19 protein-coding genes and 1 tRNA gene are annotated in these 20,635 nt (G+C 67.5%); 10 read left to right on the top strand and 10 right to left on the bottom strand.

The window, feature by feature from the left end; genetic code table 11:
- Positions 1–400 precede the first annotated feature (400 nt).
- From ACZ5MJ_RS30760 to ACZ5MJ_RS30730, 7 genes are all read right to left on the bottom strand, one after another.
- Positions 401–487: transfer RNA gene (locus ACZ5MJ_RS30760), tRNA-Leu, on the bottom strand.
- A gap of 103 nt (positions 488–590) precedes the next feature.
- Entirely contained in the window at positions 591–1,880 is a 1,290-nt protein-coding gene (locus ACZ5MJ_RS30755) for an amidohydrolase family protein (protein WP_464224796.1), read from the bottom strand.
- Between the two features lie 34 nt (positions 1,881–1,914).
- Complete coding sequence (locus ACZ5MJ_RS30750; RefSeq protein ID WP_464224795.1) at positions 1,915–2,592, bottom strand: TetR family transcriptional regulator C-terminal domain-containing protein; 678 nt, start codon at positions 2,590–2,592, stop codon at positions 1,915–1,917.
- Complete coding sequence (gene upp, locus ACZ5MJ_RS30745) at positions 2,592–3,287, bottom strand: uracil phosphoribosyltransferase (protein WP_464224794.1); 696 nt, start codon at positions 3,285–3,287, stop codon at positions 2,592–2,594. The genes ACZ5MJ_RS30750 and upp overlap by 1 nt, the downstream gene beginning before the upstream one ends.
- A gap of 110 nt (positions 3,288–3,397) precedes the next feature.
- Positions 3,398–4,696: a URC4/urg3 family protein gene (locus tag ACZ5MJ_RS30740; protein WP_464224793.1), complete on the bottom strand. Its 1,299-nt coding sequence runs from the start codon at positions 4,694–4,696 to the stop codon at positions 3,398–3,400.
- The gene (locus ACZ5MJ_RS30735) at positions 4,693–5,931 is read right to left on the bottom strand and encodes a GTP cyclohydrolase II (protein WP_464224792.1); all 1,239 of its coding nucleotides are present in this window, start codon (positions 5,929–5,931) and stop codon (positions 4,693–4,695) included. Before ACZ5MJ_RS30735 ends, ACZ5MJ_RS30740 begins: the two co-directional genes overlap by 4 nt.
- A 271-nt stretch (positions 5,932–6,202) precedes the next feature.
- The gene (locus ACZ5MJ_RS30730; protein ID WP_464224791.1) at positions 6,203–7,327 is read right to left on the bottom strand and encodes an acyltransferase family protein; all 1,125 of its coding nucleotides are present in this window, start codon (positions 7,325–7,327) and stop codon (positions 6,203–6,205) included.
- Positions 7,328–7,576: 249 nt separating this feature from the next.
- Here ACZ5MJ_RS30730 and ACZ5MJ_RS30725 point away from each other — a divergent pair, with 249 nt between their 5' ends.
- On the top strand, positions 7,577–8,515 hold the full coding sequence (locus tag ACZ5MJ_RS30725; RefSeq protein ID WP_464224789.1) for an amino acid ABC transporter substrate-binding protein: 939 nt from the start codon (positions 7,577–7,579) through the stop codon (positions 8,513–8,515).
- Positions 8,516–8,709: 194 nt separating this feature from the next.
- Positions 8,710–9,021, top strand: coding sequence for an amino acid ABC transporter permease (locus ACZ5MJ_RS30720; RefSeq protein ID WP_464224788.1), 312 nt, complete (start codon positions 8,710–8,712; stop codon positions 9,019–9,021).
- A gap of 64 nt (positions 9,022–9,085) precedes the next feature.
- On the opposite strand, the gene ACZ5MJ_RS30715 is transcribed toward ACZ5MJ_RS30720, so the two are convergent.
- Positions 9,086–9,976, bottom strand: a complete 891-nt coding sequence (locus ACZ5MJ_RS30715; protein WP_464224787.1) for a hypothetical protein — start codon at positions 9,974–9,976, stop codon at positions 9,086–9,088.
- Positions 9,977–10,344: 368 nt separating this feature from the next.
- Between ACZ5MJ_RS30715 and ACZ5MJ_RS30710 the strand changes: the two genes are divergently transcribed.
- From ACZ5MJ_RS30710 to ACZ5MJ_RS30680, 7 genes are read left to right on the top strand one after another with little or no spacing between them, the layout of a single operon-like run.
- Complete coding sequence (locus ACZ5MJ_RS30710; RefSeq protein ID WP_464224786.1) at positions 10,345–12,081, top strand: glycosyltransferase family 39 protein; 1,737 nt, start codon at positions 10,345–10,347, stop codon at positions 12,079–12,081.
- Between the two features lie 18 nt (positions 12,082–12,099).
- Positions 12,100–12,471 carry an EamA family transporter gene (locus ACZ5MJ_RS30705; protein ID WP_432260753.1) on the top strand — a complete coding sequence of 124 codons (372 nt, stop codon included), beginning with the start codon at positions 12,100–12,102 and terminating at the stop codon, positions 12,469–12,471.
- A 55-nt stretch (positions 12,472–12,526) separates the two neighbouring features.
- Positions 12,527–13,699, top strand: a complete 1,173-nt coding sequence (locus tag ACZ5MJ_RS30700; RefSeq protein WP_464224785.1) for a DegT/DnrJ/EryC1/StrS family aminotransferase — start codon at positions 12,527–12,529, stop codon at positions 13,697–13,699.
- On the top strand, positions 13,678–14,679 hold the full coding sequence (locus ACZ5MJ_RS30695) for a glycosyltransferase (protein ID WP_464224784.1): 1,002 nt from the start codon (positions 13,678–13,680) through the stop codon (positions 14,677–14,679). Before ACZ5MJ_RS30700 ends, ACZ5MJ_RS30695 begins: the two co-directional genes overlap by 22 nt.
- Positions 14,679–15,620, top strand: a complete 942-nt coding sequence (locus ACZ5MJ_RS30690; RefSeq protein WP_464226654.1) for a formyltransferase — start codon at positions 14,679–14,681, stop codon at positions 15,618–15,620. The genes ACZ5MJ_RS30695 and ACZ5MJ_RS30690 overlap by 1 nt, the downstream gene beginning before the upstream one ends.
- Complete coding sequence (locus tag ACZ5MJ_RS30685) at positions 15,617–16,669, top strand: bifunctional UDP-4-keto-pentose/UDP-xylose synthase (RefSeq protein WP_464224783.1); 1,053 nt, start codon at positions 15,617–15,619, stop codon at positions 16,667–16,669. The genes ACZ5MJ_RS30690 and ACZ5MJ_RS30685 overlap by 4 nt, the downstream gene beginning before the upstream one ends.
- Before the next feature lie 11 nt (positions 16,670–16,680).
- Positions 16,681–17,577 carry a polysaccharide deacetylase family protein gene (locus ACZ5MJ_RS30680; protein WP_464224782.1) on the top strand — a complete coding sequence of 299 codons (897 nt, stop codon included), beginning with the start codon at positions 16,681–16,683 and terminating at the stop codon, positions 17,575–17,577.
- 87 nt (positions 17,578–17,664) lie between these two features.
- Here the strand turns inward: ACZ5MJ_RS30680 and ACZ5MJ_RS30675 are convergent, their stop codons facing one another.
- On the bottom strand, positions 17,665–19,773 hold the full coding sequence (locus ACZ5MJ_RS30675; protein ID WP_464224781.1) for a heavy metal translocating P-type ATPase: 2,109 nt from the start codon (positions 19,771–19,773) through the stop codon (positions 17,665–17,667).
- Positions 19,774–19,914: 141 nt separating this feature from the next.
- Between ACZ5MJ_RS30675 and ACZ5MJ_RS30670 the strand changes: the two genes are divergently transcribed.
- Entirely contained in the window at positions 19,915–20,058 is a 144-nt protein-coding gene (locus tag ACZ5MJ_RS30670) for a hypothetical protein (RefSeq protein WP_464224780.1), read from the top strand.
- A gap of 118 nt (positions 20,059–20,176) precedes the next feature.
- Here the strand turns inward: ACZ5MJ_RS30670 and ACZ5MJ_RS30665 are convergent, their stop codons facing one another.
- Positions 20,177–20,587 carry a VOC family protein gene (locus tag ACZ5MJ_RS30665; RefSeq protein WP_464224778.1) on the bottom strand — a complete coding sequence of 137 codons (411 nt, stop codon included), beginning with the start codon at positions 20,585–20,587 and terminating at the stop codon, positions 20,177–20,179.
- Positions 20,588–20,635: the final 48 nt, after the last annotated feature.

Raw genomic sequence — 20,635 nt, 5'->3', positions numbered from 1 at the left:
GGTGATCCGGACAGGAGGCAGCGCCTGTTCGGCGCCGCCGACGCGGCCATGTCCCACGCCAGGGCAGCGGGGCACAATTGCGCGCGCGAAGCACAAGATCAGGAAGACATGCCGGCCAGTTGAAAGTCCCGTCGAGGCGGCGGACGAAAAAACCCGCATGGCTACGGGCTCCCTTACCCGCTCGAGGCATTGCCCATGCTTGCGGGCAGAAACGAAAAAAGGCTCGCTTGCGCGAGCCTTTCCGAATATTGGTGCCCAGAAGAGGACTCGGTCACCCATGCGCGACCCCGGGCAACGCTTGCAAGCGTTGCCTTTTCTCGTCCTCGCGGGAAGTCCTCAAGGACTTCCCTTTCCGGGCAGAAACGAAAAAAGGCTCGCTTGCGCGAGCCTTTCCGAATATTGGTGCCCAGAAGAGGACTCGAACCTCCACAGTGTTGCCACCGCTAGGACCTGAACCTAGTGCGTCTACCAATTCCGCCATCTGGGCTTCGTTTCGCTGCATTGCTGCTGCGATGCGAAGAAAGAAATTATGCCGAGTGTGACAGGTACTGTCAACACCCTTTCTCAAAAAACTTTGTGCTTTCTATGGCTCACTGCCGCTCACTGCCATATCGCAGGAAGTCCACCTGCGCCGGGCGGCCCGCCAGGGCCAGCGTGGCCGTTGCCGGCGGCATGCTGGCGACGGTCTTGCCGGCACGCAGGACCCGCAGCCGCGTGGCGCGCAGCCGGATCGCCTCCACCGGGTCGCGCGCCTGCAGCAGCACCAGGTCGGCGCGACCGCCGGGAGCCAGGCCGTAGCCATCCAGCCCGAGGATCCGCGCCGGCGCGGCGGTCACCGCGTCAAAGCAGGCGCGCATAGCTTCCTGGCCGGTCATCTGGGCCACGTGCAATCCCATGTGGGCCACCTCCAGCATGTCGCCGGAGCCCAGGCTGTACCAGGGATCCATCACGCAGTCATGGCCGAACGCCACCGGCACGCCGGCGGCCATCAGTTCCGGCACGCGGGTCATGCCGCGGCGCCTGGGGTAGGTATCGTGCCGCCCTTGCAGCGTGATGTTGATCAGAGGATTGGCGATCGCCGCCACGCCGGCCTCGCGCATCAGCGGGATCAGCTTGGACACGTAGTAGTTGTCCATCGAATGCATCGAGGTCAGGTGCGACCCCGCCACCCGGCCCTGCAGGCCGAGCCGCACGGTCTCGCTGGCCAGGGTCTCGATATGGCGCGACAGCGGATCGTCGCTCTCGTCGCAATGCATGTCGACACGCAGGCCGCGATCGGCCGCCAGCTCGCACAGCAGCCGCACCGACTCCGCGCCCTGCGCCATGGTGCGCTCGAAATGCGGGATGCCGCCGACCACGTCGACGCCCATGTCCAGCGCGCGCTTCAGGTTGTCCAGCGCGCCGGGCGCGCGCAACACCCCGTCCTGCGGGAACGCCACCAGTTGCAGGTCAAGGTAGGGCCGCACGCGTTCGCGCACGTGCAGCAGCGCCTCCACGGCCAGCAGGCGCGGATCGCACACGTCCACATGCGAGCGGATCGCCAGCAGCCCGCGCGCCACGGCCCAGTCGCAATAGGCCAGCGCGCGCTCGACGATCGCGTCCTGCGTCAGCATCGGCTTGAGCTCGCCCCACAGCGCAATGCCTTCGAGCAGCGTGCCGGACTGGTTCACGCGCGGCAGCCCGTACGACAGCGTGGAGTCCATATGGAAGTGCGCATCGACGAACGGCGGCGTCACCAGGAGGCCAGCCGCATCGATTTCCTCGCCCGCGCGCGCGGCCAGTGCCGGCTCCACCGCGGCGATGCGGCCGCCGGCGATGCCGATATCGATGCCGGTGCGCCCGTCGGGCAGGTTGCAGCGCCGCAGGATCAGGTCGAGCATGTGTTGTCGATGCCGTAGGGAGAAGTTGTGCGGCTCAGGCGAGCGGCTCAGGCGCCAGGCCGCAGCCGCGCAGCAGCATCACCACCACGTGCTCGGTGGCGTGCGCATAGTCCTGCTGGCCCAGCCGGTTGACGCCGAGCACCGCGCAGACCTGCGATTCAAAATCCGCGTAGGTCTGCGTGGCGGCCCAGATGGTGAAGAACAGGTGCTGCGGGTCGACCGGTGCCATCTGTCCGCGGTCGATCCACTGCTGCACCACCGCGGCCTTGCGCGATACCAGTTCACGCAGGGCATGGCGCAGGATCTCGCCGATCTCGGGCGCGCCATGCAGCAGCTCGTTGGCAAACACCCGCGATGCGTCCGGATGGCTGGCCGAGAGCCGCATCTTGGCGCGGATGTACTGCTCCAGCGCCACCTGCGGCGGCAGCTCTTCGCGGATGATGTCGGCTTCCGAAAGCCATAGCTGCAGCGTGTGCGCCAGCACCGCACGGTACAGCGCCTGCTTGGTGCGGAAGTAGTAATGCAGGTTGGACTTGGGCACGCCCGCGCGCACCGCGATCTCGGCCATGGTGGCACCGGCAAAGCCCGCGCGCGCAAACACGTGCTCGGCCGCGTGCAGGATCATGGCCTGGTTCTCCTGCCGGATGCGCCCGCCCGAGGCATCGCGCGCGGGCAGCGGACGCCGTGCCGCGGCGCCGGCCTGCGTGTCCATCAGCGCGTACCGTAGAGGCGGTCGCCGGCATCGCCCAGGCCGGGCACGATATAGCCGTGCTCGTTGAGCGTGTCGTCGATGGCCGCGGTGACGATGCCCACTTCGGGATGCGCCGCGCGCAGCGCGCGCAGCCCGGGGCGCGAGGCAATCAGGCAGACGTACTTCATGGTGGTGACGCCGGCCTCCTTCAGCCGGTTCAGCGCGGCGATGGCCGAATTGCCGGTGGCCAGCATCGGGTCGACCACGATCACCATGCGCTCCTGGATGTCTTCCGGCATCTTGAAGTAGTACTCGATCGGCTCCAGCGTCTCGGGGTCGCGGTACAGGCCGATATGCCCGACGCGCGCCGCCGGCAGCAGTTCCAGCATGCCATCGATAAAGCCGTTGCCCGCGCGCAGGATCGACACCAGGCACAGCTTCTTGCCCGAGAGCACCCGCGACTGCATCGGCGCGATCGGCGTGCGGATGGCGATGGTCTCCATCGCCAGGTCGCGCGTGGCTTCGTAGGTCAGCAGCTGGCTGATCTCGCGCACCAGCCGGCGGAAGTTGTCGGTGGTGGTTTCCTCGCTGCGCACCAGCGTGACCTTGTGCTGCACCAGCGGGTGGTCGACCACCATCACGCCGGGCAGGCCCGCGGGCTCTGCAGGCGCGGACGCAAGGGGCTCAACTGCGGAAACAGCGGACATGTCGTTCATGGTGACGCTCCTGATCCCACGTTTCACATGCAATGCCTGCCAAAGGCTGCCAACAAATGGCTGCCAACAAACGGCTGCCGATCACTGTCGCCGCGCGGCGGCCGGCGCGCTCAGAACACCGTGCCGTCGCTGACGATGGCAAACGGCGGCGCACCTCCCGGGCGCCGCTTGGCCGCGATGCGGCGCCCCGCCGCCCAGGTGCCGCCTTCCAGCACGCGCGCCAGCGGGAAATCCGTCTCCGCCAGGCCAAGGGCCTGGCGCACGCCGTCGGCCACCTGGTCCAGGCCCGTCACGGTCAGTGCGCGCCATTCGACGATCACGGGCTCATCCACCGCATGCGGCACGGCGGCGAAGCCGGGGTCGCGCGGCACCATCAGCGCGAAGTCGTACAGCAGGCCGCCGTTGCGGTATTCGGGCAGGCCGGTCAGCGCGTCCAGTCCGGTCACGGTCAGGCCGGCATCTTCCAGCGGCTCCAGCAGCGAATAGGTCAGCCACTGGGTCAGCTTGTGGAAAGGCACCAGCCCGTCCGGCGCGGCCGGATGACGCCAGCAGTCGCCCAGCGACACGCCGTCGACGATGATCCGCCCCGGCCACACCGGCCCCAGGCCGACCAGCAAGGTGCGCAGCAGGAAGCTGGCGTCGAGCTGGCCGCTGACCGCATGCGCCTTCAGGTAGTCATAGAGGTTGCCCAGCCGGGCCGGCCGGCCGAACAGCGCCGGCGTCGCCTCCATCACCTCGCCAAGCCGGCGCAGCAGCCCGGCGCGGCCTTCCAGCCCCACCAGCGGGTTGTGCTGCGCGACCTGGAAGGCGTGGGCGATGCTGTCGGCGTCGATGCGCTGCAGCCGTTCGGCATCCGCGCGCAGCGGGTCGCCCGGCGCGGCGGAGAAGCCGCCGCGCGCGAACAGGTCGAAGCTGGCCGCGCCGAGCCCTTCCGAGCGCGTCAGCACCTGGTCGCTGGCCGGATCGCGGTAGCGCCAGTCGGGGCCGGCGCCCGCGTCCAGCAGTACGCTCGGGATCACCAGGTCGATGCCGATACGGGCGCGCTCCTCGCGGTGTTCGTGCCCGCTCAGCGCGGCGCGCTCGCACAGCACCTGCCAGCGGTCCGCGCGCGCGTCGGCGCCGCCGCTTTCAAAATGGCGCCAGCGGCTGTGGTACGGCACCTGCAAGTCCGGATAGCGCTGGCGGATGGTGCTGGCGACGTAATCGGCAATCGCATGCACGCGGTCGGGATGCCAGGTGAAGAGTTCGGACGCGCCGCTGGCCACATGTTCGGTGACCGCCGCGCAACGGGTGCGCACTGCCTCGGCGCAGAGCAACGCGGAAGCGGGATGCCCTTCCGGCACCGGGCTCAGCCAGCCAGCGTTTTGGCTGTCCCTGCCGGCACTGCCGTCCTCGGGAAACATCGTCATTCCTTCAACCCCCTGCCCTTTGCCAGGGCCAGTTCGTTCGCATCCGGCGGCGTGTAGTGCGTGAAGTAGCCGGCGGCCACCTTGGCATCGATTTCGACACGGGCATCGGCGGGGATCAGGGCCTCCGGGATCGCCACCTGCTCGACCACCTCGATGCCCTGCGCCACCAGCGCGCCATGCTTCATGTTGCTCATCGACGCCCAGCGGTCGATGCGGCGGATGCCCAGCCAATGGAACACATCCGGCATCAGCTCCTGGAAACGCATGTCCTGCACGCCCGCCACGCATTCGGTGCGGGCAAAATAAGTCTCGGCGCGGTCGCCGCCCACTTGCCGCTTGCGCGCGTTGTAGACCAGGAACTTGGTCACCTCGCCCAGCGCGCGGCCTTCCTTTCGGTTATAGACCACCAGCCCGACACCGCCCTGCTGCGCCATCTCGATGCACACCTCGATGCCATGCGCCAGATACGGCCGGCAGGTACAAATGTCTGACCCGAACACATCCGATCCGTTGCATTCATCGTGCACGCGGCAGGCCACGCGGGTCTCGGGCTTGCCCAACTGGCTGACATCGCCGAAGAAGTACAGCGTCATGCCGCCGATGGGGGGCAGGAACACCTTCAGGTCCGGCCGCGTCACCAGTTCCGGGAACATGCCGCCGGTCTGCTCGAACAGGCTGCGGCGCAGCACGCTTTCCTTGATTGCGAAACGGGCCGCCAGCCCGGGCAGGTACCACACCGGGTCGACCGCCGCCTTGGTCACGCGCACGTCGCCACTGGCATGGAGGATGTCGCCGTCGGGCTTGAGCCGGCCGGCCGCGATGGCCGACATCAGTTCCGGCATGTTGATATGCGCACGGGTGACGGCGATGGTCGGGCGGATGTCCACACCGGCCGCGATGCGGTCGGCAAAGACGGCGGACACCAGGTGGCCCCAGGGATCGAGCGAGACAATCTTGGCCGGATCGGCCCATTGCGGATGCGGCCCGATGGCTTCGGCGGGCGCCGTATCGGTCAGGTCGGGACGATGGTCGCGCTGCAGCGCGCCCGACGCCACCGCCAGTGCCCGGTAGATGGCATAGGCGCCGGCGTGGGTGCCGATCACATTGCGCTGCGCCGGATTCGCCAGGCTGGCGATGACCGGACCACGCTCTGCCGCCGTGGGCGCGCCCCAGTGGATCGGCTCGGCCGGGTGGTCGCGGCGTGCGTGCGAAGTGAGGACGATATGGTCGGACATGGCACCCTCGGTTCCCGATGGAATCCTGACCAAATGGTCAGGTTTACGATTCCATACTAGGCAACCTTTGTGCCATCGCCCAATGCCCGTTTACGCGAGTGTTGCGCCTGTGTGTGTGGCGCCGAACGCAAGTCCGCGGGGACGCATGCACACCTCGGGTGCCGGCGGCGGGACATCGGCGGTGCACAAGCACCAGCAAGAAGCGGCGCACGGCCAGGTTGGCGCAGCGCCGCTCAGGGAAATCACGCCGCCGCCGCGCCGCCTGCCAGCGTTACACGGTCGGGCGGCTGGCCGAATCGCGGGCAGGCTCCCGCACCGAGTCCCGGCCGGTACCAAACAGCGCGCGCAGCGCCGCAAGCGGCTGAGCGCTTTCCACAAACCGGTAGAACAGCGCACCGGCCACGTTGCTGAGCGCCCACGCTGCCACCATGCCGAGCGCGTTCAGCACCGGTTGGCCCGGCGCGAGGCTCGACACCAGCGCATTTACCACCAGGCATACCGGGAAGTGGACCAGGAACACGGAATAGGAGATGCGCCCGAAGTAGCCCACCACGCGCCCCCGCGGCCAGCATTCCAGCCAGCCGCCGCGGCGCGACAGCGCCAGCAGCAGCGCGGTGGCCAGCGCTACGGCAATGCGCAGGCGGAAGTCCAGCATCAGCGCCGCCAGCGCCACCGCACCGATCAGCAGCAGCGGCAGCAGCGGCCGGCCGGGCCTGGACGCCCAGTAGGCCAGCGTGCCCAGGCCATAGGCGCCAAAGAAGTACACGGCCCAGATATCCCATGCGGCATCGCGGTTGAACCAGAACAGCGACGCCACTGCCACCAGCGCCACCATGCCGATGCTGGCCGCGACGCCCACCGGGGCTTTTCCGCGCGTCACGGCGCGCGCGGCCCACAACGTACCCAGCAGCAACGCGAACAACTGCAGGTCGATGGCCACATACCAGACCCCGGCCGACAAGGCGTCCACGTCCAGGATGTTGTGCAGCAGCGTCACATGCGCCAGGAACTGGGGCAGCGTGGGCGGCGCGGGGATCGAATCATGCGCCATCCAATGGCGCGCCAGCGCTGCGCCGGCAATGCTGAGCAGGATCGCCGCGGCATAGGGAACCACCAGCTTCTGGTAGCGGCGCCACAGCATCAGCAACGGGTGCTGGCGGGTTTCCAGCCGCCCGTTCGGCGCCAGGCTGCGCGCGGCCAGGAAGCCGCTGATCACCAGGAAGACCTGGACGGCAATGCGGGCGTATTCATACAGCCAGTCCACCAGGCCCGGGGCCAGGTGATAGGCGGTATCCGACATCGGGCCATAGAAGGCCAGGTGGTGGAGCACGATCAGCTGCGAGCTGACCGCCTTCAGGGCGTCGATGCACGGCAGGCGCGACGGACGGGGACTCATTGTTATAGGAATGTTGCAAAAGGCAAGGTAGGCGCGATTCTACCCGCTTGGGTGCATTCCAATGTGCCTCAAACTCCACTAACTGTAGATTCGTTACACACTGCCCCGGCTTGTTGCGAGTTCAGCCCAGGGGTCCATGTGCTGGCCAGCAGGTATTTGCTTATAAAAACAATGTCCTTCGTCCCATCCAGACTGGGGTATACCCTTGTGACTTTCCCGCATTGCTGGCCGCTTCCCGGTCCCCCCCGCATGTCTGCCTTTGCCCTGCCTGCCCTGTCCGCCCGACTTCTGCGCGCCCGCCGTTCGCTGGCGTCTGTCGCCTTCGCCGTCTTCTGCGCCACCGCGCTCGCGCCGGCGGCGGCCCACGCCCAGAGCCCGGTCCTCGACAAGATCCGCGAGTCCGGCACCATCGTGCTGGGCTACCGTGAATCGGCATTGCCGTTCTCGTTTGCCGACGACAAGGGCCAGCCCGCCGGCTATGCCGTCGACCTGTGCCTGCGCGCGGCCGAGGCGGCGCGCCAGCAGCTGGGCCTGAAAGACCTGAAGGTGCGCTGGATGCCGCTCACGCCGCAGAACCGCATCCCCGCAGTGGTCAATGGCCTGGTGGACCTGGATTGCGCGCCCAATACCAACTCGCTCGAACGCCAGAAGCAGGTTGCCTTCAGCGTCTCGCACTATGTATCGACGGTGCGCATGCTGGTGCGCGCCGACTCGGGTATCCGCTCATTCGGGGATCTGCGCGGCAAGACCGTGGTCACCAGCGCCGGATCGACCGGCGACCGCCATGTGCGCCGGTTCAAGGGCCAGTACGGTTATCACGACGTCTACGCCAAGGACCACGGCGAATCGTTCCTGCTGCTGGAATCGGGCCGCGCCCAGGCCTTTGTGATGGATGACGTGCTGCTGGCGGGGCTGCGCGCCCGCGCCAAGGATCCCTCGCAGTACGTGATCGTGGGCCCGGCGCTGTCGGTGGAGCAGAACGCGCTGATGCTGTCGAAGGCCGATCCGGAATGGAAGCGGCTGGTCGATCAGACCCTGGCCACGGCCTTTGCCGGCCCCGACGTCATTGCGCTGCAGAAGCGCTGGTTCCAGCAGCCGATCGGCAGCCGCGCCATCAATCTCGCGCTGGCGCCCTCGGGCGAGGTCCGCGCGGCCTGGAAGCACCCGTCGGACGCCGTCACGGAATAAGCGAATCAGGCACCCCCGCGGCTCCAAGCGCAATCGCGCCAGGACCGCAATTCAGGGTTTCCATGAGATCGCGCTACCGGGCAAGCCCCGAGTTGACAATCGTGAATGATGTTGGCGACACTGCCCCAAGCCATCCCTGCGAAGGGCAGGCCGAATACACGACCGCCCGACGGCGGCATTTTTCAGGAGAAATCATGAACAAGTTCGTCGCGACCGCGATCGCACTCTGCCTCGGCGCCGCTTCGCTGGCCGTTCAGGCGCAAACCGGCGGCAAGAAGCAGTTCGATCCCTATACCCAGGGCGCCAAGTCGGGCGAGAAATTCGACCCGTACACCCAGGGGGCCAAGGCCGGCGACAAGTTCGACCCGTACAGCCAGGGCGCGAACAAGAGCACCCGCAGCGAACTGACCGACGCTTCCGCGCCGGCTGCGGAGAAGAAGCCGGCCAAGAAGTCCGGCAAGAAGAAGAGCAAGAAGAAAGCCGCTTCGGCGCCGGCTGCCAGCTGAACGGCACTGGCCTGACGCAAAAAAACCCGCCTCGGCGGGTTTTTTTGCGTCAGGCGGGGGCAGCTTACGGCGCCTGGGTGTCGCTCTGCAACGCGGTGACATCGATGCGCTGCACCTTGTCGCCCTGGCGTACCTCGGTGCGCAGCACGAAGGCCTCGGCCGGGCAGTACCAGTCGGTCACGTGCATCACGGTGGGCTCCACCTGCACCACCTCCGGGCCGACCAGCAGCGGTCCCAGCGAGGTGCGCTTCTCGTAGGTGACCGGCAGGCATTCCTTGCGCCCCATCACGGTATCGATCATCTGGCGCTTGCCGACGTGGCGCGACCCGATATGGATCGACGCATGCTGCGCGCGCATGGTGCTGACCGCATCGTCGGATCCCAGCGGGTAGACCTTCAGCGAGACGCTGGATTCGAAGGTCTCGCCTTCAATCGCGGTGCCTTCGCGCAGGTCCATGCCGGCATAGTTGAAGACGCCCATGCCGCGGAACGCCGCCTCGCCATACATGCGCGCATAGCGGGCGCGGGCGTTGACGATGGCATGCTGGCTTTCGATGCTGGTCTGCGCGTTGGGCGCACTGCGGTCGATCACCACCTCGTGGACCTGGTTGGTGATCACCGGCGGCCCCATCAATGCCGACAATGCCGTCTTGGAATTGATCTCCAGCTGGGCGCGGCACCCGGTCGGGCTGCGCACCACGCCGCGCAGGGTCATGGTGATCGACATCGGCATCACGCCATCGCCCTCCATCTGCACATGCGAGCCGGAACGGAACCAGGGCGCATTGCACAGCGCCGCCGCAGCCGCGGCCTGTGCCTGGCCCGCCGCCGCCTGCGCCACCCCACTGGCGCCCGGCAGCGTGGCCGCGCCCTGCGCACCGGCCGGTTGCGCCCACGCCAGCGCCGCGCCTGCCACCAGACCCGCCAGCCAGATTTGCTGCGCCTTTGTCTTCACATGGATCCCCGTCTAGAATGTCCAGGCGCCCCCGATCAGCGCCCGGCCCGCCAGGCGACGGCCTGGTCACTGAAATTATCGCGTTTTTGTTGCACGTGTGACCGGGCTTTTTTCCCCGCGCTGACAGGGTTCAGCCCGCCCGCCAGCCGGCGGGGTTCCGTGGCCGTCGTGCTACCATTGCCCGCCTCGCGTATTCCGGCGGTTGTGGCGTCCCAGGCGCCGGGCTGCCCCCAGGCGGCCGGGGCGAGTTGCCTGACCCGGTGTTCTCCCTGGCGTCCACGGTTACGCACGGCCCTGCGTTGTGATGTCTTCCCTGTCACCGCGCGCCACGCAGGGCCATTGATTCGTTGCGCTTTTCCAGGAGATCTATGCGTAGTTCATCGACCTCGCGGGTTACCGCGCTGTCCGTCGGAACCACCACCAGTACTATTGTGCTGGTCAGCCTGCTTATCCTGCTGGTCTGGTTTGGTACCCTCGACATGCGCCACCTGCTGCGCTCCGATGAAGGCCGCTACGCCGAGATTGCCCGCGAGATGTTCGCCACCGGCGACTGGGTGACGATCCGCTACCACGAACTCAAGTATTTCGAGAAACCGCCCTTCCACCTGTGGATCACGGCGCTGGCATATACGCTGTTCGGCGTTGGCGACTGGCAGGCGCGGCTGTGCGTGGCCTTGTCCGGCATGCTGGGCGTGGCTGTGTCGATGCTGGCCGCGGCACGCTGGTACGGCCAGCGCGTGGCAATGCTGACCGGCCTGGTGCTGGTCTCCGCGCCGATGTGGAACGTCGCCGGGCACTTCAACTCGCTCGACATGACGCTTTCCGGCGCCATGGCCTGCGTGCTGGCCTTCATGCTGCTGGCACAGCACCCGGATGCCACGCGCGCGCAACGCCGCAACTGGATGCTGGCCTGCTGGGCAGCCATGGGCGTGGCGGTGCTGGTCAAGGGCCTGGTCGGACTGGCGTTGCCGGGACTGGTGCTGGTGGTCTATACCCTGGTGACACGCGACTTTGGTTTGTGGCGCCGACTTCACCTGCTAGGCGGCATCGTCGTCATGCTGCTGGCGACGGTGCCGTGGTTCTGGCTGATGTCCGAGCGCAACCCCGAGTTCCTGCGCTTCTTCTTTATCCACGAGCACTGGCAGCGCTATACCTCGAACGTGCATCATCGCGAGGGGTCGGTCTGGTATTTTGTGCCGTTGCTGCTGGCCGGCTTCCTGCCATGGCTGGGCCTGGTCCCGCAAATGTGGCAGGCGGTGCGCGAGCGCGCCGGCGTGGCGCGCGGCACCTCGCCGCGCCCGTTCCAGCCGGCCCTACTGGCGGCGTTGTGGGCCGTGGCGATCTTCGCCTTCTTCAGCCTGTCTGCCTCCAAGCTGCCCGGCTATATCGTGCCGATCTTCCCGGCGCTGGCGCTGCTGGCCGGCGTGGCGCTGGACACCGCGACCGAACGCGCCTGGCGCTGGCAGGTCACCGCCATGATCGCGCTGGGCGTGATCGGGCTGCTGGCGTGCCCCTTCGTCGGCATGATGGACAAGCCGGGCACGCCCAATGCGGTCTATCGGGAATTTGCCCTGTGGCTCGGTCTTGCCTTCGCGGTGCTGCTGGCCGGCGCGCTGCTGGCCCGCCGCCTGCTGCGCACGCGGGGCGTGTTCCCCAGCGTGGTGGCCTATGCGCTGGCGATGTTTCTCTGCTGCACGACAGCGCTGCGCGCCCATGAGGCCATGGGCCGTCCGAGCTCCGGCGTGGACCTGGTGCCTGCGATCAATGCCGTGTTGACGCCTGACATGCCGCTGTATAGTGTGCGCCTGCTGGACCACACGCTGCCGTTCTACCTGCGCCGGACCACCATCCTGGTCGAGCATCCCGACGAGCTGGAATTCGGCGTGGGCCAGGAGCCGCAGAAGTGGATTCCGACCGTCGATGGCTTTATCGCGCGCTGGCAGGACGGCCAGCGCGCCGTGGCGATCATGGCGCCGGAGACCTACGCGGCGCTGACCGCGCGCGGCGTGCCGATGCACAAGATCGCCGGTGACCGCCGGCGCGTGGCCGTCGCCAATTTCACGCTGCCGGGCCAGGCCCCGCAAGCACAACCCCAAGGACAGTAATCCGTAACCCGCAGCGCCATGACGCTTTCCACCTTTGCTTTCATCCTGACCGGCGTGCTGCTCAATGCGGCCGCGCAACTGTTGCTCAAGGCCGGCGTCAACGCCATCGGCGCGATCACGCTGGACCGCGGCACGCTGCTCCTCACGGCGCTGCGCGTGCTGACACAATGGCCGGTGCTGGCCGGGCTGACGCTGTATGTGGTCAGCGTGGGCGTGTGGATCGTGGGGCTGTCGCGCGTGGACGTGTCGATCGCCTACCCGATGCTGTCGCTCGGCTACGTGGTCAACGCGCTGGCCGCCTGGTGGCTGTTTGGTGAGATGATCGGCCCCTTGCGCGTAGCTGGCATCCTGCTGATACTGGCTGGCGTCTTCCTGATCGCCCGCTCCTGACAGCCCCCCCGCCCCTCGCCAGGACTGACATCCACTGCCTCCTAACCGCCTTGCCATGACCGCACCCGCACCAGAGTTCCTGCCCTTTGTCCGGCCCGATATCGACGCCGCCGCCATTGCCGAAGTCGGCAAGGTGCTGGCCTCGGGCTGGATCACGTCCGGCCCGAAGATGCAGGCCTTCGAAGCCGCGCTGTCGGAGCTGTTCGGCGGCCGCCCGGTGCGCACTTTCGCCAACGGCTCGGCGACCATGGAGATCGCGCTGCGCATCGCGGATATCGGCCCCGGGGACGAAGTCATTACCACGCCGATCACCTGGGTCGCCACCGCCAACGTAGTACTGGCAGTGGGGGCACGGCCGGTGTTCGTCGACATTGATCCGCGCACGCGCAACCTCGACCTCGATGCGGTCGAGGCCGCGATCACGCCGCGCACACGCGCCATCATGCCGGTGTACCTGTCCGGCCTTCCGGTCGACATGGACCGGCTGTACGCCATGGCGGCGAAACACGGCCTGCGCGTGATCGAAGACGCCGCCCAGGCCATCGACTCGCGCTGGCGCGGCCGGCGCATCGGCGCCTTCGGCGACCTGGTCAGCTTCAGCTTCCAGGCCAACAAGAACATCACCACCATCGAAGGCGGCTGCCTGGTGATGAACTCGCCCGAGGAAGCCGTGCGCGCCGAGCGCCTGCGCCTGCAGGGCGTGATCCGCACCGGCATGGATGGCATGGATGTCGAAGAGCCCGGCGGCAAGTTCAACCTGACCGATGTCAATGCCGTGGTCGGCCTGATGCAGCTGGGCAAGCTCGACGCCATCACCGCGCGCCGCGCCGAACTGGCTGAAACCTACTTCCGTTGCGCCGCCGACAGCGGCCTGGAAGCACTGGGCATCGAACTGCCGCAAGCGCTCGATGCGCGTGCCGCCACCACCAACTGGCACATGTTCCAGGTAGTGCTGCCGACCGACCGCCTGCAAGGCGGCCCGGCCCAGGCGCGCCAGCTGGTCATGGAAGCCATGCGCGAGCGCGGCATCGGCACCGGTGTTCATTACCCGCCTGTCCATCTTTTCACTTACTACCGCTCGCTCGGCTGGCGCGAAGGCATGCTGCCGCACGCCGAACGCATCGGGCGCGGCATCGTCACGCTGCCGCTGTTCCCGGCGATGCAAGCCTCCGATGTGGAGCGGGTCTGCACAATCCTCAGCGAAACATGCAAACGTCTCTCCAAATGAGCCCGGTCGAAGTCTCGGTCGTCATTCCGGTCTACAACGAAGAAGACGGGCTGCAAGCCCTGTTCGACCGTCTCTATCCGGCGCTGGATAGCCTGGGCGACTCGTACGAGATCATCTTCATCAACGACGGCAGCGTCGACCGCTCCGCGCAGATGCTGGCGGCGCAGTTCCACAAGCGCCCGGACGTGACCCGGGTGGTGCTGTTCAATGGCAACTTCGGCCAGCACATGGCGATTCTGGCGGGCTTCGAGCATACCCGCGGCAAGATCGTGATCACGCTGGACGCCGACCTGCAGAACCCGCCGGAAGAAATCCCGCGCCTGGTCGAGACCATGCGCGCCGGCCACGACTATGTGGGCACCATCCGCCGCCAGCGCAACGACACCGCGTTCCGCCGCTATGCCTCGCGCGCGATGAACCGCCTGCGCGAGCGCATCACCAAGATCCGCATGACGGACCAGGGCTGCATGCTGCGCGCCTATGACCGCAATGTGATCGACACCATCAATGCCTGCCGCGAGGTCAACACCTTCATCCCCGCGCTGGCGTACACCTTCGCCTCCAACCCGGTCGAGATCGAAGTCGGCCATGAACAGCGCCACGCAGGCGAATCCAAGTATTCCCTGTACCAGCTGATCCGCCTGAACTTCGACCTGGTGACCGGTTTCTCGATCGTGCCGCTGCAGTGGTTCTCGGCCATCGGCACATTGCTGTCGCTGTTCTCGGCCGTGTTGTTCGTGGTGCTGCTGGTGCGGCGCTTCGTGCTCGGCTCGGAAGTCCAGGGGGTGTTCACGCTGTTCGCCATGAACTTCTTCCTGATCGGCATCCTGCTGTTCGGCCTTGGGCTGCTCGGCGAGTATGTCGGCCGCATCTACCAGGAAGTGCGCGACCGCCCGCGCTACCGCATCAAGGCCGTGCTGGAAGCCGACCCGGCACGCGCAGGCGTGCCTGCCGCCAGCACTGCAGGCTCGGAGCAATGATGCGCGCCGTCGTCTTTGGCTACCACAATGTCGGCGACCGCTGCCTGCGCGTGCTGCATGCGCGCGGCGTGGAGGTGGCGCTGGTGATCACGCACCGCGACCGGCCCGACGAGAACATCTGGTTCCGCCGCGTGGCCGACACCGCCACCGAGCTGGGCATTCCCTTCGTCTACGGCGAGGATCCGGCCGATCCCGCGATCGCCCAGGCTGTGCGCGATGCGCGCCCGGACGTCATTTTCTCGTTCTACTACCGTGCCATGATCCCGGCGAGCGTGCTGGCCCTGGCACCGGGCGGCGCCTTCAACATGCATGGCTCGCTGCTGCCGAAATACCGCGGGCGCGTGCCGGTCAACTGGGCGGTGCTGCACGGCGAGACCGAGACCGGCGCGACGCTGCACGCGATGGAAGCCAAGCCTGACGCGGGCTATATCGTTGACCAGACCGCCGTGCCGATCCTGCCCGACGATACCGCCGGCGAAGTGTTCGAGAAAGTCACCGTGGCGGCCGAACAGACGCTGTGGCGCGCCCTGCCCGCGATGATCGCGGGACAGACGCCGCAGCACCCCAACCGGCTTGCCGAAGGCAGCTACTTCTCCGGGCGCAAGCCCGAGGACGGCCGCATCGACTGGAGCCGCCCGGCCGCCGAGGTCTACAACCTGATCCGGGCGGTCGCGCCGCCCTATCCCGGCGCGTTCACCGATCTCGCCGGGCACCGCTTCATCGTGGCGCAGGCGCGCCGGCCCCAGGCGGATGCCGCGCTGGCGCTGCCCGCCGGCACGGCGCCCGGCCTGCATGTGCGCGACGCGCGGATCGTCGGGCTGTGCGGCGACGGCGGCCTGGTCATCATTACCCGATTGCTGGCGCAGGACGGTTCGGCACTCACGCCGGACGCCTTCGCCCAACTTATCCAAACCGAACCATCCAACGAGGAAAACCGATGAAAAAGGTCCTGATTCTTGGCGTCAACGGCTTCATCGGCCACCACCTGACGCGCCGCATCCTGGAAACCACGCCGTGGGAAGTCTATGGCATGGACATGTCGTCGGACCGCCTGGGCGACCTCGTCGACCACCCCCGCATGCACTTCTTCGAAGGTGACATCACCATCAACAAGGAGTGGATCGAGTACAACATCCGCAAGTGCGACGTGGTGCTGCCGCTGGTGGCCATCGCCACCCCGGCCACCTACGTGCGCCAGCCGCTGCGCGTGTTCGAGCTGGACTTCGAGGCCAACCTGCCGATCGTGCGCGCCGCGGTGAAGTACGGCAAGCACCTGGTGTTCCCGTCGACCTCCGAGGTCTACGGCATGTGCAGCGACGAAGAATTCGATCCCGAGGCCTCGCCGCTGGTCTACGGCCCGATCAACAAGCCGCGCTGGATCTACGCCTGCTCCAAGCAGCTGATGGACCGCGTGATCCACGCCTACGGCATGGAGCAAGGCCTGAACTACACCCTGTTCCGCCCGTTCAACTGGATCGGCGCCGGGCTGGACTCGATCTTCGAATCGAAGGAAGGCTCGTCGCGCGTGGTGACGCAGTTCCTCGGCCATATCGTGCGCGGCGAGTCAATCAAGCTGGTCGACGGCGGCGCGCAGCAGCGTGCCTTCGCCGATATCGCCGACGGCATCAGCGCGCTGATGCGCATCATCGAGAACCCCAACGGCGTGGCCAGCGGCAAGATCTACAACATCGGCAACCCGGGCAATATCCACTCGGTGCGCGAGCTGGCCGAGATGATGCTGACGATGGCCGCGGACTATCCGGAATACGCGGAAGAAGCGCGCAAGTCGCAGATCGTCGAGACCTCGTCGGGCGACTTCTACGGCAAGGGCTACCAGGACGTGCAGCACCGCGTGCCGAAGATCGACAACACCATCGAGGAACTGGGCTGGAAGCCCGAGATCAGCATGGAAGCGGCGCTGCGCCGCATCTTCGAGGCGTATCGCGGCCACGTGAGCGATGCCCGCACGCTGGTCGATTCGGCCAACTGAGCGCACCGCAGATGGCACGCATTGCCCTGAAGGTCGACGTCGACACGCTGCGCGGCACGCGCGAAGGCGTGCCCAGGCTGCTGTCGATGCTGGCGGCCGTGCAGGCACAGGCCACCTTCCTGTTCAGCCTGGGGCCCGACCATACCGGCTGGGCGCTGCGGCGCGTGTTCCGGCCTGGCTTCCTGAAGAAGGTGTCGCGCACCTCGGTGGTCTCCAACTACGGCTTGCGCACGCTGATGTATGGCGTGCTGCTGCCGGGGCCGGATATCGGCCGCAAGGGCGCCGCCGAGATGCGCGCGGCGCGCGCGGCCGGCCATGAGTGCGGCATCCACACCTGGGACCATGTCTACTGGCAGGACAATGTGCGCGAGCGCGATGCCGCGTGGACCCGCCGGCAGATGCAGCAGGCCTTCGCCCGCTATCGCGAGATCTTCGGCGAAGCGCCCACCACGCACGGTGCGGCCGGCTGGCAGATGAACGAAGATGCGTTCCGGCAGATCGATGACTGGGGCATGGCCTATGCGTCCGACGGACGCGGCACCGCGCCCTACATCCCCACCATCGATGGCGTCCCCTGCCGTCACGTGCAGATGCCGACGACGCTGCCGACGCTGGACGAACTGATCGGCACCGACGACCTGACCGAGGACAACGTCCACACCGCGCTGCTGAAGCTCACCGAGGGCACGCGCGACCATGTGTTCACGCTGCACACCGAGCTCGAAGGCGGCAAGCTGGCGCCCGTGTTTGAACGGCTGCTGGCTGGCTGGCGTGCGCAAGGGCACGAGCTGGTGTCGATGGCGACGTGGTATCGCGGGCTGGACCGGCAGGGACTGCCGGAGCAGCCGGTGACATGGGGAGAGATCCCCGGGCGTAGTGGGGAGTTGATTGTGCAGCCGCAGGGCTGACGGTAGTTCCGACCGCTGAGCTTCCAAATTGCCGATTGCGTGCTCCCTCTCCCACTTGCGGGAGAGGGAGCAAACCGCGCGCGGAAGTCAGCCTCCGCGCCGCCCCGCCCCCACCCGCAGCCCGTTGAACACCACCAGCAGGCTCGCGCCCATATCGGCGAACACCGCCATCCACATCGTTCCCATCCCCAGCACCGTCAGCACCAGGAACACGGCCTTGATGCCGAGTGCCAGCGCGATATTCTGCTTGAGGATGCTGGAGGTGCGGCGCGACAGCCGCACGAAGGCCGGGATCTTGCGCAGGTCGTCGTCCATCAGCGCCACGTCGGCGGTTTCGATGGCGGTATCGGTTCCGGCGGCGCCCATGGCGAAGCCGACATCGGCACGCGCCAGCGCCGGCGCGTCGTTGATGCCGTCGCCCACCATGCCGATGCGGCCGCCGCGCGCATGGGCGGCGTCGGACAGTGCCGCGATCGCGTCGGCCTTGTCTTGCGGCAGCTGGTTGCCGCGGGCCTCGTCAATGCCGACCTGCGCGGCGATGGCCTGAACCGTGTGCGGGTTATCGCCCGACAGCATCAGCGTCTTGACGCCAAGTTCATGCAGTTCGGCAATGGCCAGCCGGCTGGTTTCGCGCACGGTGTCGGCCACGGCAAACAGCGCCAGCGCCGTGGCCGCTCCCCTGGCGTCCATGCGTGCCAGCAGCACCACCGTCTTGCCCTCGCGCTCGAGCGCTTCGAGGCGCGCCTCCAGTGCCGGCGAGCACGCGCCCATCTCGTGCACCAGGCGGTGGTTGCCCAGGCGGTATTCCACGCCCTGCACCGTCCCGCGCGTGCCGCGCCCCGCCAAGGCCTCGAACGCATCGACCGGCAGCGTGGCGATGCCGTCGGCGACGGCTGCCGTGGCCACCGCGCGCGAGACCGGATGGTCCGAGCGCGCCGCCAGGCTGGCGGCAATGGCGCGCGCCTGCGGTGCATCGTCGGCAAGCAGCGCATGGTCGGTCTGCGCCGGCTTGCCATGCGTGATGGTGCCGGTCTTGTCCAGCGCCACCCAGGCCAGTTGCCGGCCCTGCTCCAGGTACACCCCGCCCTTGACCAGGATGCCGCGCCGCGCGGCCTCGGCGAGGCCGCTGACAATGGTGACCGGCGTGGAGATCACCAGCGCGCACGGGCAGGCGATCACGAGCAGCACCAGCGCCTTGTAGATCCAGTCAACCCAACCGCCGCCGGTCACCAGCGGCGGCACCACCGCGACCACCAGGGCGATCGCAAACACCGTGGGCGTATAGATGCGCGCGAACTGGTCGACAAAGCGCTGCGTGGGCGCGCGGCTGCCTTGCGCGGCTTCCACGGCGTGGATGATGCGCGCCAGCGTCGAATCGCTGGCGGGTGCGGTCACGGTGTATTCAAGTTCGCCGGACTGGTTGATCGACCCGGCGTAGAGCGCGTCGCCTTCGGCCTTGTCGACCGGCACGCTTTCGCCGGTGATGGGCGCCTGGTCCAGCGTGGACTGGCCGCGCACGACCTTGCCGTCGAGCGCCACGCGCTCGCCCGGCCGCAGCCGCACCAGTGTGCCCACGGCAACGCCGGCGGCAGGCACGGCCTCCCAGTTGCCATCGGCACGCCGCACCGTGGCCTGTTCAGGCGCCATCGCCATCAGGCCCCGGATCGCATTGCGCGCCCGGTCCAGCGACGCCGCCTCGATGCGCTCGGCCAGTGCGAACAGCACCATCACCATCGCCGCTTCAGGCCACTCGCGCAGCAGCAGCGCGCCAGTGACGGCGATGCTCATCAGCGCGTTGATATTCAGGTTGCCGTTGCGCAGCGCGATCCAGCCCTTGCGGTAGGTGGTCAGGCCGCCCAGCGCCACCGCCACCAGCGCCAGCACCGCGGGCAGCCACGGCAGCCCGAGTCCCAGCCATTCCGTCGCCTCGGCCCCCGCCGCGACCACGCCGGCCAGCGCGAGCGGCCACCAGGGCTTGCGCGCGGCGGTTTCCGGCACCACTTGCTGCGCGGCTTCGGGGCTCAGCGGTACCGGCTGCATACCCAGGCTTTCGATCGCCCTGGCCACCGGCTCCGGCGACGGCAGCGTGTGGTGCACCGTCAACACCCGCTGGATCAGGTTGAATTCCAGCGCGGCCACGCCCGCCATGCCGCCCAGCTTGTTGCGGATCAGCGTTTCCTCGGTCGGGCAGTCCATCGCGTCGATGCGCCAGACGGTGGTGCTGGCCCCCGCAGGGATGTCGACCGGTGCCGCAGGCGCCAGCGCAATGCTGGACGAGCAACCGCCGCCGCAGCAGGCGTCAGCCGCCGGCTCGTGGGATGCGAGCGATGCGTCCGCATGGTCATGCCCATGGTGATGATCATGGCCGTGGTCATGGCCGTGGCCGTGAGGGTGATGTTCGTGATCGTGGCCGCCATGCCGATGGCCGGCGCCATCGCGCGCCTGGGCGGTGTGATCGGGAGGAAGAGCGTCTTCAGGTGACGTGCGAGCCATATCTTTTTGTTCCCGCTGGTTTGACCTGATGACATTGAAGACCCTGTAGTGGCTACAGAGTCAAGCGGCATGGCAGCAGCAACTTCTGCCATGCGGCGCTGGCGGGTCAATGCTCGCAGTTGACCATCCACGACATGCCGAAGCGGTCCACCAGCATGCCGAAGCCTTCGGCCCAGAAGGTCTTCTGGTACGGCACCACGACCTGGCCGCCTTCGCTCAGGCCGTCGAAGATGCGCTGGCCTTCGTCCTTGCCGACCGCGCCCACCGACAGGCTGAAGCCGCTGAATGCCGGGCGCTCGCCACGGCGGCCGTCCGATGCCATCACCTGGTTCTCGCCGAGCTGGATATTGGCGTGCATGACCTTGTCCTTCCAGTCATCGGGAACCTCCATCCCCTGGCCCTGCGGCGCGTCCTTGTAGCGCATGGCAAACGTGACCTGCGCGCCCAGCACTTTGCCGTAGAAGGCCATGGCTTCATCGAAGCGGCCGCCGAAATCCAGATAGGGTTGCACTTGCATGTCGCTCTCCTTGTGGGTTGTCCATCGGGTTGCATTGCATGGCAAATG

The organism is Cupriavidus sp. LA-1, assembly GCF_055385985.1.
The sequence above is the reverse complement of the archived record's forward strand: the minus strand, read 5'-3'. Positions and strand labels throughout refer to the sequence as shown.

What these genes read in the sequence shown, in the direction of transcription:
- ACZ5MJ_RS30755 (WP_464224796.1), bottom strand. Translation starts at nt 1,880, where the DNA reads ATGCTCGACCTGATCCTGCGGCGCTGCAACCTGCCCGACGGGCGCACC.
- ACZ5MJ_RS30750 (WP_464224795.1), bottom strand. Translation starts at nt 2,592, where the DNA reads ATGGACACGCAGGCCGGCGCCGCGGCACGGCGTCCGCTGCCCGCGCGC.
- upp (WP_464224794.1), bottom strand. Translation starts at nt 3,287, where the DNA reads ATGAACGACATGTCCGCTGTTTCCGCAGTTGAGCCCCTTGCGTCCGCG.
- ACZ5MJ_RS30740 (WP_464224793.1), bottom strand. Translation starts at nt 4,696, where the DNA reads ATGACGATGTTTCCCGAGGACGGCAGTGCCGGCAGGGACAGCCAAAAC.
- ACZ5MJ_RS30735 (WP_464224792.1), bottom strand. Translation starts at nt 5,931, where the DNA reads ATGTCCGACCATATCGTCCTCACTTCGCACGCACGCCGCGACCACCCG.
- ACZ5MJ_RS30730 (WP_464224791.1), bottom strand. Translation starts at nt 7,327, where the DNA reads ATGAGTCCCCGTCCGTCGCGCCTGCCGTGCATCGACGCCCTGAAGGCG.
- ACZ5MJ_RS30725 (WP_464224789.1), top strand. Translation starts at nt 7,577, where the DNA reads ATGTCTGCCTTTGCCCTGCCTGCCCTGTCCGCCCGACTTCTGCGCGCC.
- ACZ5MJ_RS30720 (WP_464224788.1), top strand. Translation starts at nt 8,710, where the DNA reads ATGAACAAGTTCGTCGCGACCGCGATCGCACTCTGCCTCGGCGCCGCT.
- ACZ5MJ_RS30710 (WP_464224786.1), top strand. Translation starts at nt 10,345, where the DNA reads ATGCGTAGTTCATCGACCTCGCGGGTTACCGCGCTGTCCGTCGGAACC.
- ACZ5MJ_RS30705 (WP_432260753.1), top strand. Translation starts at nt 12,100, where the DNA reads ATGACGCTTTCCACCTTTGCTTTCATCCTGACCGGCGTGCTGCTCAAT.
- ACZ5MJ_RS30700 (WP_464224785.1), top strand. Translation starts at nt 12,527, where the DNA reads ATGACCGCACCCGCACCAGAGTTCCTGCCCTTTGTCCGGCCCGATATC.
- ACZ5MJ_RS30695 (WP_464224784.1), top strand. Translation starts at nt 13,678, where the DNA reads ATGCAAACGTCTCTCCAAATGAGCCCGGTCGAAGTCTCGGTCGTCATT.
- ACZ5MJ_RS30690 (WP_464226654.1), top strand. Translation starts at nt 14,679, where the DNA reads ATGCGCGCCGTCGTCTTTGGCTACCACAATGTCGGCGACCGCTGCCTG.
- ACZ5MJ_RS30685 (WP_464224783.1), top strand. Translation starts at nt 15,617, where the DNA reads ATGAAAAAGGTCCTGATTCTTGGCGTCAACGGCTTCATCGGCCACCAC.
- ACZ5MJ_RS30680 (WP_464224782.1), top strand. Translation starts at nt 16,681, where the DNA reads ATGGCACGCATTGCCCTGAAGGTCGACGTCGACACGCTGCGCGGCACG.
- ACZ5MJ_RS30675 (WP_464224781.1), bottom strand. Translation starts at nt 19,773, where the DNA reads ATGGACTGCCCGACCGAGGAAACGCTGATCCGCAACAAGCTGGGCGGC.
- ACZ5MJ_RS30670 (WP_464224780.1), top strand. Translation starts at nt 19,915, where the DNA reads ATGGTCATGCCCATGGTGATGATCATGGCCGTGGTCATGGCCGTGGCC.
- ACZ5MJ_RS30665 (WP_464224778.1), bottom strand. Translation starts at nt 20,587, where the DNA reads ATGCAAGTGCAACCCTATCTGGATTTCGGCGGCCGCTTCGATGAAGCC.